The sequence below is a fragment of the Streptomyces sp. NPDC025806 genome (assembly GCF_055558275.1).
This window is the reverse complement of record NZ_JBVHMU010000002.1, coordinates 649384-666072: the sequence shown is the minus strand read 5'-3', so window position 1 is coordinate 666072 and position 16689 is coordinate 649384. Positions and strand designations below refer to the sequence as shown.

General features: G+C 69.3%; 12 protein-coding genes and 4 pseudogenes. 9 read left to right on the top strand and 7 right to left on the bottom strand.

All coding sequences use genetic code 11. The features are described from left to right. Window positions 1–31: 31 nt before the first annotated feature. Together ACZ4E1_RS06685 and ACZ4E1_RS06680 are read left to right on the top strand one after the other, a co-directional pair. Window positions 32–574, top strand: a pseudogene (locus ACZ4E1_RS06685) (M20/M25/M40 family metallo-hydrolase); the annotation flags it as partial. Window positions 575–695: 121 nt separating this feature from the next. Further along, window positions 696–884, top strand: coding sequence for a hypothetical protein (locus tag ACZ4E1_RS06680; RefSeq protein ID WP_467536679.1), 189 nt, complete (start codon window positions 696–698; stop codon window positions 882–884). A 211-nt stretch (window positions 885–1095) separates the two neighbouring features. Here the strand turns inward: ACZ4E1_RS06680 and ACZ4E1_RS06675 are convergent, their stop codons facing one another. Further along, on the bottom strand, window positions 1096–2400 hold the full coding sequence (locus tag ACZ4E1_RS06675; protein ID WP_467536478.1) for a phospholipase D-like domain-containing protein: 1305 nt from the start codon (window positions 2398–2400) through the stop codon (window positions 1096–1098). A 167-nt stretch (window positions 2401–2567) separates the two neighbouring features. Here ACZ4E1_RS06675 and ACZ4E1_RS06670 point away from each other — a divergent pair, with 167 nt between their 5' ends. The 3 genes and pseudogenes from ACZ4E1_RS06670 (at window position 2568) to ACZ4E1_RS06660 (ending at window position 6647) form a co-directional block, all read left to right on the top strand. Then, window positions 2568–3131, top strand: coding sequence for a hypothetical protein (locus ACZ4E1_RS06670; protein WP_467536476.1), 564 nt, complete (start codon window positions 2568–2570; stop codon window positions 3129–3131). Between the two features lie 1277 nt (window positions 3132–4408). Beyond that, window positions 4409–5224 (top strand): annotated as a pseudogene (locus tag ACZ4E1_RS06665) (catalase); the annotation flags it as partial. A 133-nt stretch (window positions 5225–5357) separates the two neighbouring features. Next, the gene (locus ACZ4E1_RS06660; protein WP_467536474.1) at window positions 5358–6647 is read left to right on the top strand and encodes a diacylglycerol/lipid kinase family protein; all 1290 of its coding nucleotides are present in this window, start codon (window positions 5358–5360) and stop codon (window positions 6645–6647) included. Window positions 6648–7054: 407 nt separating this feature from the next. Here the strand turns inward: ACZ4E1_RS06660 and ACZ4E1_RS06655 are convergent. Together ACZ4E1_RS06655 and ACZ4E1_RS06650 are read right to left on the bottom strand one after the other, a co-directional pair. Then, window positions 7055–7855, bottom strand: a pseudogene (locus ACZ4E1_RS06655) (cation:dicarboxylate symporter family transporter); the annotation flags it as partial. A gap of 129 nt (window positions 7856–7984) precedes the next feature. After that, entirely contained in the window at window positions 7985–8770 is a 786-nt protein-coding gene (locus tag ACZ4E1_RS06650; RefSeq protein ID WP_467536471.1) for an SDR family NAD(P)-dependent oxidoreductase, read from the bottom strand. A gap of 360 nt (window positions 8771–9130) precedes the next feature. Between ACZ4E1_RS06650 and ACZ4E1_RS06645 the strand changes: the two are divergent. Both ACZ4E1_RS06645 and ACZ4E1_RS06640 read left to right on the top strand, forming a co-directional pair. Beyond that, window positions 9131–9354, top strand: a pseudogene (locus tag ACZ4E1_RS06645) (hypothetical protein); the annotation flags it as partial. A gap of 344 nt (window positions 9355–9698) precedes the next feature. Beyond that, window positions 9699–9842, top strand: a complete 144-nt coding sequence (locus tag ACZ4E1_RS06640; RefSeq protein WP_467536469.1) for a hypothetical protein — start codon at window positions 9699–9701, stop codon at window positions 9840–9842. 80 nt (window positions 9843–9922) lie between these two features. On the opposite strand, the gene ACZ4E1_RS06635 is transcribed toward ACZ4E1_RS06640, so the two are convergent. Next, the gene (locus ACZ4E1_RS06635) at window positions 9923–10879 is read right to left on the bottom strand and encodes a MerR family transcriptional regulator (RefSeq protein ID WP_467536468.1); all 957 of its coding nucleotides are present in this window, start codon (window positions 10877–10879) and stop codon (window positions 9923–9925) included. A gap of 201 nt (window positions 10880–11080) precedes the next feature. Between ACZ4E1_RS06635 and ACZ4E1_RS06630 the strand changes: the two genes are divergently transcribed. After that, window positions 11081–12760 (top strand): carboxylesterase/lipase family protein, encoded by a 1680-nt coding sequence (locus ACZ4E1_RS06630; RefSeq protein WP_467536668.1) that lies wholly within the window; start codon window positions 11081–11083, stop codon window positions 12758–12760. A gap of 135 nt (window positions 12761–12895) precedes the next feature. Here ACZ4E1_RS06630 and ACZ4E1_RS06625 read toward each other — a convergent pair whose 3' ends face one another. Together ACZ4E1_RS06625 and ACZ4E1_RS06620 are read right to left on the bottom strand one after the other, a co-directional pair. Further along, complete coding sequence (locus tag ACZ4E1_RS06625; RefSeq protein WP_467536466.1) at window positions 12896–13492, bottom strand: NADPH-dependent F420 reductase; 597 nt, start codon at window positions 13490–13492, stop codon at window positions 12896–12898. 42 nt (window positions 13493–13534) lie between these two features. Beyond that, window positions 13535–14353, bottom strand: coding sequence for an inositol monophosphatase family protein (locus tag ACZ4E1_RS06620; RefSeq protein ID WP_467536464.1), 819 nt, complete (start codon window positions 14351–14353; stop codon window positions 13535–13537). Between the two features lie 139 nt (window positions 14354–14492). Between ACZ4E1_RS06620 and ACZ4E1_RS06615 the strand changes: the two genes are divergently transcribed. Beyond that, on the top strand, window positions 14493–15401 hold the full coding sequence (locus tag ACZ4E1_RS06615; RefSeq protein WP_467536462.1) for a LysR family transcriptional regulator: 909 nt from the start codon (window positions 14493–14495) through the stop codon (window positions 15399–15401). Window positions 15402–15581: 180 nt separating this feature from the next. Here the strand turns inward: ACZ4E1_RS06615 and ACZ4E1_RS06610 are convergent, their stop codons facing one another. Next, the gene (locus tag ACZ4E1_RS06610) at window positions 15582–16205 is read right to left on the bottom strand and encodes an alpha/beta hydrolase (protein ID WP_467536460.1); all 624 of its coding nucleotides are present in this window, start codon (window positions 16203–16205) and stop codon (window positions 15582–15584) included. Window positions 16206–16689: the final 484 nt, after the last annotated feature.

The window sequence follows — 16689 nt, the reverse complement described above, 5'->3', positions numbered from 1 at the left end:
GGCGAACCGCTACCCCGCTTGACCTGCTGACATGGGAATCATCCCGCCTGCCGCTCACGTTTTGTTACCGCCTCGCTCACGTCCTGTCGCCGTTCCCCCTACACAACGGCACCCACCCTCGTCCGCCCCGGTCCCGACGCCCCTCCTTCTTATGCTGCTCGGTGCGGCGACTGTCCTGGCCGGCGTGCGCGATCAGTTGCCGGGCAAGGTGCTGTTCGTCTTCCAGCCGGCCGAGGAGCGGGCTCCGCCCGACGAGCAGTCGGGGGCGAAGGAGACGCTCGCCCAGGGAGCGTGCGACGATCCGCGGCCGACCACGGCGTTCTGGACGCACCTGGGCCCGCTGCCCAACAAGCACGTCGGTCACCGGATCGGCATTCAGTTCGGCGTCTCCTGCATGGTCAGGATCCGCCTCACCGGACAGCAGGTGCACGGCTCCACCCCGTGGATGGGTGTGGATCCGATGCCCGCGGCCCGGCTGACCACGCTCGCCGAGCAGACGGCTGCCGCCTGCGACTGCACGGCCGAGGTGGAGTACCCGCAGGATGTCCCGGCCGTGCACAACAAGAAGGGCTGGATCGCCGCGGTGCTGCCCACGGTTCGGCGCGTCGTCGGCGATCAGTCGGTCTTCGAGACGCCGCCCCCTCGGCTACGACGACGTCTCAGAGTTCGTCAACAAGTACCGGGGCGTGTACCTGATGCTCCGCGCACAGGACGGCAGGCTGACCGAGGACGGCTCGCTGGAGCCGATTCCGGGCGGACGGGGCCTGGTCCCCAGCCACAGCCCGAGGTCCTACCTCAACGACGACTCCCTGGCGGCCGGTGTCCGCCTGCACTGCCACGTGGCCTACGACCACCTCAGCGGGACGATCGCTGTCGCAGCCTGAGGCGCGGGAGATCGTCTCAGTACGCGTCTGTCGCGGCCCGGCGGTTGCTGATGGTCGGCCCGGGAACTGCTGCTGCGGATGGCAGGCGGGTGACCGACCGCAAAGGCGCCGTCGTCGGGATCCGTTCGCTGCGGGTCGAGGCACTCCGAGGAATCACCCGGCAGCACGGGCCCGGCCGAACTCGTCAACTGGGCAGAGGGGCTGAGATTGCCTATTCCTGAGCCTGCCTCGGATCGATCGGAATCTCGGGTGCCGTGTTCTCGGCGCGCGCCTCGGCACTCAACTGCTGCCACGCGGTTCCACAGCAGCGGTCGTACTGGTTCCGCCAGTCCGTCATGAACGCGTCGTAGCTGGACTGACCGGTCAGCTTCAGGTCCGACTCGTCATTGTGCCAGACGCCGTTGCTCGTCCAGTTCGAGGAGCCGACGAACACAAGTCTGGAGCTGGTCGAACCTGCATAACTGCCGCTGACCATCAAGTACTTGTCGTGCGTGTAGTGCAGGGCATTGCCGTTCGCATCGATGCCACGGGTGGTGTCGTGCACGTCGATGTTCGGCCGGTCCTTCAGGTAGTTCTGCACGCTGCCGTCAACCTGGCCGGCGGTGAAGAGTATGTGTATCTTGACGCCGGTTTGTGCCAGGCTCACCAGCTTCTTCGGCAGTTCCAGATAGTTCCGGTCGCCCGGCTGCCCGTGAGAGGTCCACTGGAACATGGCGATGTTGATCGTGGCGGGTGCCTTGATGTTGTTCAGGAAGTCGACCCAGGTGTCGCTCTTGGAGCGCGCTTTGGGCCACTGATAGGAGGGCGGGGACAGTGTCCTGGCGGCCTGCCCGCTGCTGGAGCTGTAGTAGTCGGGCACCAGCGGTCCCGGACCGTTGAGCGCCCCCTTGGCCATCGCTGTGAAGTAGCGGACGTAGGAGTTGTACAGGTCGACGTTGCCCTTGACGGTGGCGCCGCTGTTCCACGCGGTCTTGGCCTGGGCGGAGGTGGGGTTGGCGCTGCTGACGGTCACGGTCCTGTTCGCGTCGCTCCCGCCGCTGAGCATGTAGTACTTCGCGTGCAGGGCGGAGCCGGAGTAGTGGGTCAGGCAGCCGCCCGGACAGAGCGCGGCAAAGCTGGAGGCTCGGGGGTCGTTGCCCAACTCGGTGACCATCGACTGCCAGATCGCGTTGTCGCTGTGCGAGTCCATCAGCGCCTTGACGATGACGCCGCGCTGGTGCGCGGCGATCAAGGCGTCGGCGAAGTCCGGGCCCGGCTGCGTGCTGCCTATCGAGTACATGGCGACGCGTATGGTCTGCCCGCAGCCGGCGCTGTTGATCGATTCGATGATCGGGCCCATGACGCTCATCTGGGCGTCAGAGTCCTCCGGGTCGTTGAAGCTCGGGCCCGGTCTCGAGGTGAACGTCCGAGACTCGCAACTGAGTGGAGGCTTGGCCTTCTTGACCGCAGCGTGCGCCGTTGTCGGCGACAACGCGGTGACGACCAGCGCGGTGATCAGCGTGAGCGTTCGCTTCATGGACGGGCCTTTCGCTGGGCTGTTGACGGTGACGAGTCGGGCTGTTGCTGTGCTGTTCGGCCACTGAGTGGCCGCCGGCGCGGGCCTGACAGGCGACGTCGCAGTACCGGCCCGTCCGGTGGTTCGGCGTGCAGGAATCGCCCGTCACACGACCTGGCGACCTACCCATGACTACTGAGCAGTTGACGGCGTCCTCCTCGAACATCGGGCAGGGGTCGCCGATGACCTCGCTCGCGGGGTACGGCGCCCCGGCGGCCGCGCAAGGAGGGCCCGCGGACAGGCCGCAGGCTGAGGCCCTGAAGTATCGCGACGGTGTCGGCATAGACGCTGACCGGCCGAAGCCGTCACCCGCCTCGGAGGAGCCAGGCCCTCTGGTGGTGTTCCGACGGGCGGTGGTGCGTTTGGCCGACGTGATGCCGATCGCCGATTCGCGCACGGCGACGAGGTTCCGGCCGTTCTTCCGCCCGGGCGCAGTGGCGTTGCCGGCGCAGAACGCGACGTCCCTCCAGGGGGATCTCCGCTGCGACAGGCCCTTTCAGGAAGTGGGCAGACCTGGTGTTCCCCGCCTCGAACGCACGAAGGTTCTCGATGAGCTGCTCGGCCGACCACTGCTCGCCGTCGCGGTTTCGGCAGACGCGCTTCCCGATGCGCTCGACGCCCTTGCTGAACGCCCTGTTCGTCAAGTCGCTGAGAGGCGCAATGGCCGTGTCGAGCAGAGCGCCGAGCACTGAATGACTGCTGCAGCCAACCATGGGCAGATGGTGGCACATAACGGAGGACTCCGGCAGTGGTCCGCAAGGTGGACGAGCCTGGATCGTCCCGGTGCCTGCGGAGATGGTCACGTCGGACACAGGCCTTCCATGAACTGCCCCGCACCCGGCAACGGAGCCGAGCGAAGCGGACGTTGAGGACCGAGGGAGGGAGGGAGCCGATGGCGACTCGTTGTCGAAACGCGAGCTGCTCGGCGCGCCCGGAGCGAGGATCAGGGTTGCCCTGGACTCCGGGAGGCGCTTGGCCCCGGTGGTGGACGGCGGGTCGCCCCCCTGGCAGTTCGCCGTACTCGCCCTGCTCTTTCTGGTGCCTGCGACGGCGTGGGCCGGGCGCAGGGCGCGACCACACGAACCTACTGGCCTTGGACCTTGACCGGAGCAGTACACCCACTCGCCGGAGGCCTCCTCCGTGACCGAGGTGATGCGGGGCGAACCGAGCCGGTTGAACTCCGAGAGCAGCGACTGCCTTTCCGCCTGACGTGTCGCCCCTCACCAGAGACCCCCACGGCACCGTCGCCGGACGGCTCTCGGTACTCGTCGTCGACCTTGCGGATCACGCAGGTGACGGTCGTGTCCCGGCCGGCCGCTTGATCCGCGGTAGCCACACACAGCAGCAACGCGGCGGCGAGCGCCAGTGCGCCGAAACACCCCGAGGCGCCGGGGACGATCCGGAGATGGAGCAACAGGGCGCCGGCCCGCAGCACCGTCCCGCCACCCACCGCGACCGCTCCGGGCAGCACCGACGAACTCGCGAAGGACCAGGCCGCCCAGCCGTACAGCGCCGCAGCGGTGGTCACAGGTACGGCCATCGGGCCTGTGCGTCGCCCCCGCGACACCTCCCCGTCCCCGAGCTGTCCGCCCCATGCCTCGGCCGGCATGAGCATCACCCTCACCAGGGCACGCTCTGCGGCCTGGCCGGAGTTTCCTCCTTCCGTGAGCGCTTGAAGCGTTCACCTCCCGTTCACGTGAGAAGGCGTCCGGTGACCTAAGCGGCCGAACCCAGGTCGAATCGCTCCCCCAGCCCGCGTGGACGCGGTCAGCGCGGGTGCGCGACCGTTCGCACGTGGGTCGCTGTCGGTCGTAGCGACGCTTCGACATGCGAGGAGCCCACAGCCCCTGCTGCTCGTGGCGTGGCCTGCTCATACTCCTGCCGTCGGTCACACGCGCAACGCGCCGTCGCGAAGGACTCGGCCATGAGCGAGACCGCGCCCGAACCAGGGTGTCGAGTTCCTCACGCAGAAGGCGACCAGATGGCCGTCGTCGACACCGATGACCACACGGGTGACCTGTTTGAACACATCCAGGACGGCGACTTCCCCTCCTGAACCCTGCATGTGCAGGTCATGCCGTACGAGGACGTCTCCGGCTACCGGTTCAATCCGTTCGACCTCACCAAGGTCTGGCCTCACAGCGACTACCCGCTCATCCCGGTCGGCCGGATGACCCTGGACCGCAACCCCACCGACAACCACGCCGAGATCGAACAGGCCGCTTTCCAGCCCACCAACCTCGTCCCCGGCATCGGCCCGAGCCCCGACCGGATGCTGCTCGCCCGCCTCTTCTCCTACGCGGACGCACGCAGGCACCGCATCGGCGCCAACTACCAGCAACGGCCCGTCAACGCACCGGTCGCACCGGTCGCGCCGGTCCACACGTACTCCAAGGACGGCGCGATGGCGTTCCGCAGGACCAGCGATCCGGTCTACGCATCGAACTCCAAGGGCGGCCCGACCACCGACACCGAGCGCTACGGCAACCCGCCGAGCTGGTACACGGACGGAGACATCACGCCCGCCGCCTACGTCACGCACGCGGAGGACGACGACTGGGGCCGGCCCGGCACCCTCGTGCGCGACGTCATGGACGACGCCGCCCGGGACCGTCTGGTCGGCCACATGACCGGCCACCTCCTCGACGGCGTCACCGAACCGGTCCTGGAACGCACCTTCACCTACTGGACGAACATCGAGCCAGACATCGGCAAGCGCATCCAGGACAGCGTGCGAAGTGCCGCTTCCGCAACCTGGCCCCTTCGCTCGGCGCGGTATGACTGACGGAGCGCGCCGCCCCGGCGAAGCATGGACCGGACCAGCCGCCTCCCAGGTGGCCGGATGCCAGGCCGGGTCGAGTGCGAGAGCATGGGCCCCGGAGGTGGAACGGGTGACTGATCGCCGATCCTCGGGTGGAGTGGCACGGCTCTGGGCTTGGTCCGCGCTGCTGGCGCTCGCGTCCGTGGTCGCGGTGTTGTGCCTCGCGTTTGCCGAGATCGGGCCGCTTGCCTTCGTCGTCGGCATCGCTGGTCTTGCCCTGTCCGCCGTGGGCCTGTGGTGGCTGCTTGCCCTCCGCGGACCGCGTCGCCTGCTGGGCGCGCTGATCGCGGCCGGTGCGCCGGTCGCGGTGCTCGTCGACTACATCTGGCAGGGTGTCTGGGTCTGGGCGCTTCTCGCCCTGGTGCTGTACGGCGTGGCCCTGGTCTGCGGCCGGACCGCGATGCGCGTGCACGGTAAGCCGTACGTGATGCGTGGCACGCGCGGGGTGACGCCGAGGCAGCCCTTCCTGATCATGAATCCGAAGTCCGGCGGTGGGAAGGTCGGCCGCTTCGGTCTCGTGGAGCGGGCTGAACGGCTGGGCGCACAGGTGCACTTGCTCGACACAAAGGGGGGCGTGAGCGATGTGGAGGCGCTGGCACGCGAGGCGGTCGCGAACGGTGCCGACCTGCTCGGGGTAGCAGGCGGTGACGGTACCCAGGCCCTGGTCGCAGGGGTCGCCGCTGAGCATGGGGTGCCGCTCTTGGTGATCTCTGCGGGCACTCGCAACCATTTCGCCATGGATTTGGGCCTGGACCGAGCCGATCCGACGCGCTGCCTCGACGCCTTGACCGACGGCGAGGAACTCCGCATCGACCTGGGCATGGTGAACGGGCGGCCTTTTGTCAACACCGTCTCCTTGGGAGCGTACGCGGACATCGTGCAGCGGCCCGAGTACCGCGACGCCAAGGCGGGGACCGCCTTGGCCCTGCTGCCTGATCTGCTCGGGACAGACGGCAGGCGCCTCGACGCAACCGCTGGAGAGAAGCAGTTCACCGGGAAGCAGGCCATCCTTGTCACCAACAACCCCTACGCCACGCCTGATCCACTGGCTACGGGACTGAGGCCGCGCCTGGACCGCGGCAAACTCGGGGTGATCGCCCTGTGTGTGGAGGGCGCGGCACAGGCCGCCGACCTCGCTCTTCGGGGCGAACGCGCTCAGGGCATGGACTTCGCGACGGTACGCAGGGTGGAGGTGGCGGCATCCGGCGACACGATTCCCGTCGCGGTGGACGGTGAGGCGCTGACCTTGGCCACCCCGGTCGTCTGTACCGTACGCCGCCGCGCCCTGCGTGTCCTGGTCCCTCGCACCAGGCCCGGCGCCACGGCTCCCGGTTCGCCGCTGAACTGGCGATGGATCATGGCACTTGCCGTGGGGCGTACGCGATGAGGCGGCGCACGACGATGCGCGCCGACGCCGCCCCGCCGGCATCGCCCTGTTCCTGGGATCGCTCGGGGCGCGTTCGGTCTCTCCCGTTGCCTGCGTGCGACGGATGGCAGACCTGGACATCGTTCAGTCCGGCACTCTGCCGATCCCTTCGGCGATCCGCCGGGTCGCACAGTGGTGGGGACCGGCCGGGTTCCGAAGCACGGTGCACGAGCTGAACGTCCAGGAAGGCGGCCGACTCGACATCACCATGCACGGCGCGCGATGGCCGACGCGGTGGACCTCCGCCTGGTGCACGCCTGAGGACACCCATCCCGCTGAGCGGGGTGCGGAGCGGTGTCGAATCGGTCGTGGTGCCACAGCGGGCCGGCCCGGAGCTGATGCTCCGGGCCGGCCCTCCCCCGGCGGCGTCAGCTCGCGGCGGGAACGGGATCGCGGGTCGGGACAGGTGTCTCCTTCAGCCCGGGCTCGGCCGGCGGCGCAGCAGGAACAGGGGCAGTGGCGTACGGGATGTCTCCGCGCAGGACGGCCTTGGCGCGGTCCTCGTCGAGTTCGTTCTCCCAGCGGGCGACGGCCAGGGTGGCGACGCCGTTGCCGACCAGGCTGGCCAGGGCGCGGGCTTCGGACATGAACCGGTCGACGCCGAAGATCAGCGCGAGGGCGGCGACGGGGACGTGCGGGACGGCGCTGAGGGTGGCGGCCAGGGCGATGAAGCCGGAACCGGTGACACCTGCGGCGCCCTTGGAGGTGAGCAGCATGACGGCGAGCATGGTCAGCTGCTGGGTGAGGCTGAGGTCGATGCCGAGAGCCTGGGCGAGGAAGACCGAGCCCATGGTCAGGTAGATGGCGGTGCCGTCGAGGTTGAAGGAGTACCCGGCGGGCAGCGTGATGCCGACGACCGGCTTCGAAGCGCCCACGTGCTGGAGCTTGGCCATCATGCGCGGCAGGACCGGCTCGGTGGAGGAGGTGCCCAGAACGATCAGAAGCTCTTCCTTGATGTAGCGAAGGAACGGCAGCAGCCGCAGTCCGTTCAGCCGCATCACCGACCCGAGGACGACCAGGACGAAGAAGAGGGCGGTCAGCCAGAACGAGCCGACCAGCAGGGCCAGGTGGCGCAGGGTGCCCAGGCCGTAGTTGCCGATGGTGAAGGCCGTCGAGCCGAACGCGCCGACGGGGGCGAGCCGCATGATCCAGCGGATACGGCTCGTAAGCCCACCTTCCGCATGAGCACCACGCAAATCGAAGGGTGTTGAGCAATGCGCCCCGCCCGAGCCCGGCTTGCCGATCCACATGGCGGCGGCCCGCCTGGGCGTGGCGCGCACAGGGCTCGGCACCCTCGATCACTCTTGCGACATCGCCTGGTTCAGCCCCAGATTGCTCACGAGCAGGCCCCCGTCGACCGGCAAGGTCACCCCCGTGATCCAGGCCGCGTCAGTGGAGGCGAGAAAGATGACGGCGGCCGCGACGTCGTCGGGTTCGCCGACCCGTCCCAACGGATACTGAGCGGCGGCTCGTTCCAGGGTCCCGCGGCGGTCGTCCCAGACGCTGGTGCGGACGGTGCCGGGTTCGACGAGGTTGACACGGACGCCGCGCGGGGCGCATTCCACGGCGAGAGTGCGGGTGAACGAGGCGAGTCCGGCTTTGGCGGCGCTGTAGGCGTGGCTGCCACCGAAGTGGCGTTCGGCGTTGACCGAGCCGATGTTGACGACGGCCCCTCGACCGCCGGCCGCCACCAGGTGCGGCAGTGCCGCGCGCGTGCAGCGGAAAGCACCGTGCAGGGTGATCTCGTGGTCCTCGTACCAAGGGTCGTCTTCGTGGTCCTCGAAACGGACGGGACCTGGGTGGCACGCGTAGGCGTTGTTGACCAGGACGTCGATGCCGCCGAAGGAGCTCACGGCATGCGCGACAGCCGCGTCTACCGCTGTGCGGTCGGAGACGTCGCAGGCGTACGGTTCCGCCGCGCCGCCACTGGTGCGGATCGAGGCGGCCACGCGTTCGGCTCGGGGCAGGTCGCGGTCCGTGACAAGCACATTCGCGCCCTCCGCCGCGAAGCGCCGCGCGGTCGCCTCTCCGATGCCCTGGCCTGCGCCCGTGATCAAGACCCCGCTGCCGTCGAATCGCGTCATCCCCTCACCCTAGGCAGGAGGAAACCGCTCCGACCAGACTCCGCTGAGCCCGATCACGCTGCCGGCTGGCGGCTGACCGGTCACCGCGCGACGGTGGTGATACATCGGTGCGGCTGCCCGCGTAGTGCACGGCGACAGCGAGGCCGTCCTGCGCGAGCCGCTCGGCCACGAGGCGTCCGATACCGCCCGAGCCGTCGGCGACAAGGGCGGCACGAGGAGCCAGGGGGCCGTTCATGGAGTGATTTCCTACCACGCTTCAAATGAACGGTGCGTCCATATAGTCCTTAAATGAACGACACGTCCATATGTGACACGCGGAAGGGGCCCCGCTCTTCCCGAAAGCATTGATGCCCCCGAAGCATGGCGAGCGGGGGCGGAGGGAGGAGATGCCAGGGAGCCCTCGGACTGCTGCTGGAAGCCGCGCGGTGGGCACCGTCAGCAGGTCCCAGCCGTGGGGCTTCTTCATCGGCAGGCCCGGCGAGCCGGAGCATGACCGGGTGCTGCCCCACCTTGCGCCGAGCTCGGCCCGATGGGTGACGGATGCGAGCCTGCTCGTCGTCACGCTGACGCGCCGACACGTCGACACGTCGACACGTCGACCGGACGAGTAGGCGATGGTCGGGCACGGCGCACCGCCGACCAGCAGCCCCCCGGCGACGTCCGGTCGGACCTCCGCCTGCGCCGGTTACTGACGGCGCACCCGTAGACCCCACCTGCACCCTGCCGATGATCGATCAAACTGGTCGCAAAGGTCACTCGCCCCTGTGCAGGGTCAGACAAAGGGTGCAAGGTGAATGTCTCCGCGGCACCGAGTGCCGCCATAGGGCCCAATGGGCGACCCCTGGTGCACTCTCACCTGGGCGCTTGGGCACGGTGGAGTCAGTGGCGCCCAACCGAGCGACACAACACGGGACTTGGAGGAGGAGCCATGACGAGTCAGAAGCGCGGACCCGCCGTCGACGTTCGCATCGGAGGCTTCCGGATGACGTGGCAGCGCGTGCCCGTCCGCCTCGTCACGCTCCTGGCGACGGGCGCCGGCTCTGCCCTGACGGCGTGGTGGACGACGAGGTGACTCGCGGCTTTCAGCAACAACTTCCGTCGGCACACAGCTTGGCCGACTTGCGGAGCCGTCGCCATGGCGCAGCCCCGCTCTCAAGGAGTGCCGCGGCCCCGGGAGGTCGTCGCGGTCGCCGTGTACGGAGTCGCGGCGATCGACATGGACAGGCCGTCGGTGAGCCATCGATGCGCCACGGTCATGTTCAGGACGCGCCCGCACGTGACGGTGCCGACCAGAGCCCAGTACCGCTCCAGTCGGGGGTCGAAGCCGGATGACCGTGACACCAGTCCGTGGAGGTGTTCGCGGAAGGCGGGGGTGTCCGACTCCCGTCGGGCTCGTGCGTGGGCGGACACGAATGCGTCCACCGCGTCGCCGGCACCTGGCGGCAGGCCCTGGGCCAGAGCGGCGGCCGTCAGCGCGGCGGCTTCGTCGATCTCCGCGTAGAAGGCCGGGCCGTCCCTCATCTCTTCGTCGTGGTCCTGGGTCCAGCGAGTGAAACCGGGCGTGGAAATGAGCAGGTGCAGCTCGGCGTAGGCCAGCGCGGAGGCGGGGACAGGGTCCTGCGGTGGGGCGGGGGCCAGCATGGCGACCATGATGTCGAGTCGAGGCTTCGGCATGGCCGCTGACAGCTCGCGGTACCAGTGATCCGTGAGCGTGCGATGCGCCTCCGGGAGCCGCTGTACGCGGGAGAGTATCTTCAGGCGCCGGAGCCGTTCCTCGCCAGGGCAGTCGTCCAGTGCCTTGAGCGTGGCCTCGCGCCACCGCAGTTCGGACAGGCGCTCCTGCACCGCTTCGAGTTCGGTTGCCACCAGTTCGCCGAGTGTGCACTCCCCCGTGACCACCTGGGTGATCGTCGCGATCGAGGTGTCCAACGCCCGCAGGCGTCTGATGAGCCCGATCCGCTCCCACGCCTCGGGGCCGTAGCGCCGATGGCCGCCGGTGCTGCGAGCGGCCACCGGCAGCAGACCGCTGTCGGAGTAGTAGCGGAGCGTTTTGACGGGGAGGCCCGTTGCGGCCGCGAGTTCACCGATGCTCCACGTGTCGTGCGTCACAGCCCCTTGAACCTCCAGTGCGCGGGAGGTTCTAGCGTATTGATCGTCGGCGCATCGGTCCGCACCGTTCTCGCAACTCAGGTCTCGTGCCGTCTTGTCCTGCCCGGACCGGTGGGGCCGGCCGTGTGTCACGTCGGCGTCCTGTGGCTTCCCGTCTCATTCCGAACCCGACCAAGAACGGTGGTATTTATGCGCCCGGCCATGTCAGCACCGCGTCCGGACCGAAAAGCCGGACTCCGCATGGCGCTCCTCCCGCTGGTGTGCGCGGTGGCGCTGGTGTCGGCCACCGCCGTACCCGCGACCGGCGCAGGCCCCAGGTCCCCTGACGCTCACAGACAGGACCGTACGGTCGTACGGACGGAGCAGGGCCTGGTACGGGGTGTGTCCCACGGCTCGTACATCACCTTCGACGGCGTTCCCTACGCCGCGCCGCCGACCGGGCCGCTGCGCTGGCGTGCCCCCGTGCCTGCCCCTGCGTGGCAGGGAGTTCGGGACGCGACGAGGCCGGCTGAACGGTGCGTGCAGATGCCGACTCCGGGTGCGAGCGGGGTCACCGGCTCGGAGGACTGCCTCTACCTCAACGTCACAGTGCCGGCGGCCGAGCAGGCTGCGAGGAAGCGGCCCGTGATGGTGTGGATGCACGGCGGTGCGTTCCTGGGCGGCTCCGGCAGTGACTACAGCGCCGAACGTCTCGCGGCCCAGGGTGACGCCATCGTCGTCACGGTCAATTACCGGTTGGGGATCTTCGGCTACTTCGGCCACTCCCGGCTGGGCGCCGCCCCGCCGTTCGGCCTGGCGGACCAGCAGGCCGCCCTGCGCTGGGTGCGGGCGAACGCAGGACGTTTCGGGGGCGATCCGCGCAACGTCACACTGTTCGGTGAGTCCGCCGGCGCCCTCAGCATCTGTGCCCACCTCACCTCGCCGACAGCCGCCGGACTCTTCCAACTGGCCGTCCTCCAGAGCGGTTCCTGCCTCACCTCCTTCCCTCGCGGCGCACTCGCCCCCGGAACACCGGCGTACGAGCCGTTTGCCTCACAGGCGGATGTGCAGACAGCCGGTGCGGAAGCCGCCCGGCAACTGGGCTGTACCGAGGGCGGCAGCGACGAGGTTCTGGCGTGCCTGCGCGGGCTGAGCACGGATCGTCTCGACACCGCACAGCTGATGCAGTCCTTCAACCGGCCCGCCTTCGGCAACAAGCTGCTGCCCGTGGCACCTGCCCAGGCGTTGGCGTCGGGACGCTTCCACCGCCTGCCGGTCATCCTGGGCACCAACCACGACGAGATGCGGATGTTCGTCGGCTCGTCGCTCGCCGCGTTCCCGATCCGCACCAAGAACGACTACCGAGCCCGCTTGAGGGAGGCCTTCGGGGCCGCGGCCCCGGCCGTCGAGGCGCGGTATCCGGCGGCACACCATCCCTCTCCCGCGCTGGCCTGGGCGGCGGTGCTGACCGATCGGTCCTTCACGTGCACCATGCTCGCCGCCGGCCGGGCCATCGCGGGGCACGCCCCCGGCCTCTCCCTCTACGGCTACGAGTTCAACGATCCGCACGCTCCCGTCCTCGCCGGCCTGCCGGCGAACCCGGAATTCCCCTACGGCGCGGCACACGGCTTCGAGATGCCGTTCCTGTTCGCCTCGTTCCCCACCGAACGACCGCTGAACGAAGTCCAGCGCTCACTGTCGGACCGGATGGTCGGCTACTGGACGAACTTCGCCCGCACCGGAAATCCGAACACCACGGATGCCCCGCTCTGGCCCGCCCTCCGCGCTTCGTCATCTCACGCGCCGTCGGTGCAGTCACTGGCTCCGGAACCGGGTGGGATCCACCCTGTCGACGCGTATTCCGCACACCAATGCTCGTTCTGGGATCGCCTGTCCCAGTGAGATGCGGATCTCGACTACCAGCGCGCCGGCCTGCGGGGCATCGGCACCCGCGAACACATTGGCCACCACCACGGCGCACAGGGCGACGTCGCCCACGTTGAACGCCACAACCCTCTCTGACTGCCCGTGCGCAGGTCAGCGGGCGATCGAGATCGCGAACGGCGCGAATCCGCTCGACCGGATCACGTGCGGTACGAAAAGTATCGCGGCCTCGGTGGCGCGGGCGGTCCGGATCCCGCCGAGGTCGGTGATCCACTCCGCGTGCCAGCCCAGGTCGACGAGCAGTTCACGCACGATCTGCTTGGCCTGCGGGTCGTCGCCGGAGAGGAAGGCGTCGGGTGCCTGCGTCAGGGCGGCGGGGGCGGTCATCACCGGGAAGAGCATCGAGTTGAGGGTCTTGACGACGCGTGTGTCGGGGAGCGCTTCCTGGAGTTGCTCGGCCAGGCTGGATCCGGGGTGGATCAGGTCGCCGGGCAGGCCGTCGGGTCCGTCGGTGGTGGCGTTGGAGACGTCGATGAGGATCTTGCCGCGCAGTTCCTCGCGCAGGGCGACGAGCCGGTCCAGCGAGCCGGCGCCCGGGGTGGCGTTGATGACGATCCGGGCGGTCCGTGCCGCTGACGCGGCGGCGCCCGGCGTGCGGCCCACCGCCGTCACCTCGTGTCCTGCCCGGGTGAGGGCGGCGGCCAGGTTGCCGCCGACGCGGCCGTTTCCGAGAACGGCGATCGTGGTCATGTCGATCAGGTCCCTTTGGTGTGTACGGATGGTGACGTGCGGTCAGAGGGAGAGCGTGTTGACGGCCTGGGCGTGAACGCCGGGTGTGGCGGCCAGGAAGCTGTCGCTCTGCGGAGTCCAGGGGCGGCCTTCGGTGTCGGAGATCCGTCCGCCGGCCTCGGTGACGAGCAGCGCCCCGGGCAGCAGGTCTGCGCGGGCACCGGCGAACTGCCAGAAGGCGTCGATCCGGCCGGCGGCCACGTTCAGCAGATGCAGGGTCGCGGGGACGGCGGTGCGGACGACGAGCGCGTCGAAGAGCATCGCGGTGATCGAGGAACCGACGCGACGTACGACCTTCTCGTCCTCGTCCGGCCGCGCCTGGCTGGTGGCCACGAGGCCGAGGCCGAGGTCCGTGGTCGGGGAGACGCGCAGCGGTCGGCCGTCGAGGTGGGCGCCCCCGCCTGCGAGCGCGGTGTAGGTCTCGCCGGTCAGCGGGACGTGGACCGCGGTGAGCACCGGCCGGTTCTCCCGTACGAGGGTGGCGGTCACGGCCCACTCCGGCAGGGCGTGCAGGTGGTTGACGTTGCCCTCGGCCGGGTCCACGACCCACCATTCGCCGGACGGGAGCGCCCCGCCGTCCAGTTCGTCCTCCACCCAGCCGGCGTCCGGGCGCAGACGCGTGAGGGCGGGGCGCAGGATGTCGAGAGCCGTGTCGTCGTTGCCGGCAAGCGCGCTCATGAGCTCCTCCCGGGTCCGGTAGGCGACCACGTCGCCGAACCGCTCGACGAGCGCCGAACCGGCCTCGCGCACGGCGCTCACGGTCTGGTCGAGCAGGTCGGCGTCGGAGACGGCGACGCCGGCGGTCTGAAGCGTTGCGGACATGACTGAACTCCCTTGTGCAGAAGGTGGGTTGAGGCGGACGGTCCGAGGTGTTCGCTCCGTCCCGCGCGCTCTGCTCTCGAAGGTATAGAGGCCATTGATTAACTTCAAATGCATGTAAGGCACGGCTAGGATTACTCCCATGCAATTGGATTTGAATCTGCTCTCCGCCTTCGACGCGCTGCTCGAGGAAGGAAGCGTGGCGGGGGCGGCTGCCCGCCTGCACGTCACCGCACCCGCGATGAGCCGGAGCCTCGGGCGGATCCGTCGCACGACAGGGGATCAGATCCTGGTGCGCACCGGTCGGACGATGACCCCGACGCCGTACGCGATGGCCGTACGCGAGCAGGTGCACGAGCTGCTGCAGCAGGTTCAGGGGGTACTGGCGCCAAGCCGTGAACTCGATCTGGGCACGCTGGAGCGCACTTTCACCCTCCGCTGGCACGACTCCCTGGTCGCGCTGTGCGGCCCCGCGTTGCTCTCCGCCGTGCGGGGGCAGGCGCCGGGCGTGCGGCTGCGCTTCCTCGCGGAAGCGAGCGTCGACACACCCGAGCTACGGCGCGGCGAGGTGGACCTGGAGGCGAACGCCACCCGGCCGAGTGCGCCTGACATCCGCGCCGAGAGCGTGGGCGAGACCCGCCTCGTCATCGTCATGAGACAGGGGCACCCGCTCGACAGCGGCCAGGCGGTCACCGCGGAGCAGTACGCCGCTGCCGAGCATGTCAGCGTGTCGCGCCGCGGAAACCTCGGTGACGCCGTCGACGACGCCCTCGCGCGACTCGGCCTCACCCGCCGCGTGGTGGCGGCCGCACCCACAGAAGCGGCCGCCCTGGAGTTCGTGCGCGGCTCCGACCTCCTGATCTGCGTCCCCGAAGCCACCACGCACTCAGCGGTCACCGACCTCGGCCTGACCACTCTCCCCCTCCCGCTCGAACTGCCGCCAGCCCCCATATACCTGTCATGGCATCAGCGCTACGACACAGACCAGGCCCACACCTGGCTACGCGACCTCGCCCGAACAACGCTGACCAGACACGGAGCACCGTCGTAACGGCACCGGCCCCCTGGGACGGCTCATGCCTGGCGCCGGTTGGTGGGCAACGCCGAAGGGGCGCCCTGCATCACGCCGGCCTTTCCTGCGCCACCACTCCGAGATGATGTTGCCGTCCTCGACCTCCGTCCAGGGGCCCCAGGGACCGGTACTGGATCACGTCGCCGAACCAGTCCGGGATCAGCCGTGAACGTTTCCCTCCACCGCCGATCCGAGAGCCCCCGGATATGGAATCGGCAGCACCGTCCTCAGATCCCCACCCCGAGCCCCCGCCAACATCTCCCCACAGCCGGCCCCCGTCAGCACCTGGACCACGAACTCCGCACAGAGCTCGAAGCAGTCCTTCGCCCCCTTCAACAGAAAATGCCCGGCCCCCGGAATCTCCACCCGCGCTGCTCCTGGCACCACGGCTCGCGCCCGAGTCGCATACTCCAGTGACAACGCCGCCCCGGCCTGACTGCGGTCCCGGTCGCCGTGCACGATCAGCACCTCCCGCCCGGCGAGCTGTTGCACCGGGTCCCCCGCCGGCAGCCACGGGGCCACACCCACGACGGCCGCGACCGCCGGATCACCTGCCGCCAGAAAGGCCGCGCGACCTCCCATAGAGTTGCCGACCAGCACCACGGGCACCTCGCCGACCTGCTCCCTGATCCGCGCCAGCGCCCACCGTGTGTCCGCAAGGGCATCCGCGGCATCGCCGTTCCAACCCCGCACTCGATACCGCAGCGATCGAACCGCCACCCCCTGCGCGCCATCGATCGCCGCCAACCGGCCCACCAGCGGCCGCAGTCCCCACTCCGCCACTCGCCGATAGCGTCCCCGCCCCCGGACCGAACCCCCAGGCAGCACCAGAACCACACCGCGTACCTCACCAGGTGTCCCGGCATCGACCAACTCCGGCGTACTCCTTCGCACAGACATCGCCCCCCATTCCCCTTGCCCACCACGTCCGTTGATCTTCCGATCTGATTCTGCGATGCGACCGACACGGGAGCAACGGGGCGAATGTCGGGAATCCGCCATGCCAAATGTCCCCCTCCCGCGGCTACACTCGCCGATCTGCACGACCACGCCAGCCCTCACCGCGAACCGGAGCAGCGCCTAAGTTGGAGCGGGCGCCGGGGTCTGTCCGGGCCTGGGTGTCACGACGGTGACATCGGTGCAGCCGCCGGCCTCCAGCCCGGCCCCTCGGTGGTGCGGGTGGGGCTGGTGCGCCGCGTGCGTACCGCTGGGGAGGCCTCCTGTGTGGTGTAGGGGTTGCTCGTGTCCTGACGCAGCGGCCGACGAG

Excerpts from the sequence above, each read along its gene's own strand:
- ACZ4E1_RS06680 (WP_467536679.1), top strand. The coding sequence starts at position 696 with ATGCTCCGCGCACAGGACGGCAGGCTGACCGAGGACGGCTCGCTGGAG.
- ACZ4E1_RS06675 (WP_467536478.1), bottom strand. The coding sequence starts at position 2,400 with ATGAAGCGAACGCTCACGCTGATCACCGCGCTGGTCGTCACCGCGTTG.
- ACZ4E1_RS06670 (WP_467536476.1), top strand. The coding sequence starts at position 2,568 with ATGACTACTGAGCAGTTGACGGCGTCCTCCTCGAACATCGGGCAGGGG.
- ACZ4E1_RS06650 (WP_467536471.1), bottom strand. The coding sequence starts at position 8,770 with ATGACGCGATTCGACGGCAGCGGGGTCTTGATCACGGGCGCAGGCCAG.
- ACZ4E1_RS06640 (WP_467536469.1), top strand. The coding sequence starts at position 9,699 with ATGACGAGTCAGAAGCGCGGACCCGCCGTCGACGTTCGCATCGGAGGC.
- ACZ4E1_RS06630 (WP_467536668.1), top strand. The coding sequence starts at position 11,081 with ATGTCAGCACCGCGTCCGGACCGAAAAGCCGGACTCCGCATGGCGCTC.
- ACZ4E1_RS06625 (WP_467536466.1), bottom strand. The coding sequence starts at position 13,492 with ATGACCACGATCGCCGTTCTCGGAAACGGCCGCGTCGGCGGCAACCTG.
- ACZ4E1_RS06620 (WP_467536464.1), bottom strand. The coding sequence starts at position 14,353 with ATGTCCGCAACGCTTCAGACCGCCGGCGTCGCCGTCTCCGACGCCGAC.
- ACZ4E1_RS06615 (WP_467536462.1), top strand. The coding sequence starts at position 14,493 with ATGCAATTGGATTTGAATCTGCTCTCCGCCTTCGACGCGCTGCTCGAG.